Below are 1,403 nucleotides of genomic sequence, written 5' to 3'. Positions count from 1 at the left end.
CATCCGTCTTTAGCTAAGAGAAGAACCGCGTGACAGCAGCGGCTTATCGAGGCTTCTTTTCGAGAGGAATGAGGAGGCAACGGCTGTGCACACCAAAGCCTCCTCATCGAGAATCATGCGTCGGCTTACTACACTGTTTCCCTCCGAGTTCCTCGAAGAGCACGCCGAGGAACTCGGCGTGGTCGAACGAGAAGGCAAGCTCCAGATTCCCGTCCTCGTGTGGGCGCTCGTGTTCGGCTTCGCCGCAGGCGAGAGCCGAACACTCGCTGGGTTCAGACGTTGCTACAACGCCACAGCCGACGAACCGATCTCTTCTGGCGGCTTCTATCACCGGCTGACACCGTTGCTCGCAGAGTACCTCCGCGACCTCGTCGAGCACGGTCTCGACGAGGTCGCTGTTCCTGACGCTGTTGACGCGGATATCGACCGGTTTAGAGACGTGATGATTGCTGATGGAACGGTGCTGCGGTTACACGAGTTCCTCTCTGATGAGTTCCAAGCCCGCCACGTGGAGCAGGCTGGAGCGAAGCTCCACCTGCTCCACAATGCCACCGAGAAGACGATTGAACGGATCGACGTGACTGATGAGAAAACGCACGATAGCACGTTGTTCAAGACCGGTTCGTGGCTGCACGGACGACTCGTTCTACTCGACCTCGCGTACTTCAAATACCGCCGCTTCGCGTTGATCGACGAGAACGACGGCTACTTCGTGAGTCGGCTGAAGCAGAACGCAAATCCGGTAATAACGGAAGAATTGCGGGAATGGCGCGGCCGCGCCATTCCCTTGGAGGGCAAGCAGATCCAGGATGTAGTCGATGATCTCTCTCGGAAATACATCGACGTGGAGGTTGAGGTGGAGTTCAAGCGAGGTCAGTACGAGGGAACTCGGTCACTGGATACGAAGCGATTCCGCGTCGTCGGCGTCCGCGACGAGGACGCCGACGACTACCATCTGTACATCACGAACCTGCCGAGAGAGGAGTTCCTCCCGTCGGATCTAGCAACGTTGTATCGGTGTCGATGGGAGGTAGAGACGTTGTTCCGTGAGCTGAAGACGCAGTACGAATTGGACGAGTTCGACACAAGCAACCCTGCTGTCGTGGAAATCTTACTGTACGCGGCGTTGTTGTCACTGCTGGTGAGTCGTGATCTGTTGGATCTGGTCACCGAGCAGGCCGACGATGAGATCGTGTTTCCGCCGGAGCGCTGGGCGGCGACCTTCCGGTCGCACGCCCAGCTCATCCTCCACGAACTCGGTGAGTATCTCGGCTACTCGCCACCGCCGTTGCTGGAGCAACTGATCGAAGAGGCACAGAAGATCCACCGGCAACGACCGATACTGCAAGAGACGCTCGCTACCGCTACACAACCGAGGTGTGAGTCTTAGCTAAAGACGAATG

Annotated in this window: 1 protein-coding gene; it reads left to right on the top strand. The window is 57.6% G+C overall.

Annotated elements, in window-relative coordinates:
- The first annotated feature begins 115 nt into the window (after nucleotides 1–115).
- A complete protein-coding gene (locus tag AV929_RS12380; protein ID WP_064288404.1) occupies nucleotides 116–1,390 on the top strand; it encodes an IS4 family transposase in 1,275 nt (424 codons plus the stop codon).
- Nucleotides 1,391–1,403 lie beyond the last annotated feature (13 nt).

The sequence above is a fragment of the Haloarcula sp. K1 genome, from assembly GCF_001647155.1.
Lineage (GTDB): Archaea > Halobacteriota > Halobacteria > Halobacteriales > Haloarculaceae > Haloarcula > Haloarcula hispanica.
The sequence above is the reverse complement of the archived record's forward strand: the minus strand, read 5'-3'. Positions and strand labels throughout refer to the sequence as shown.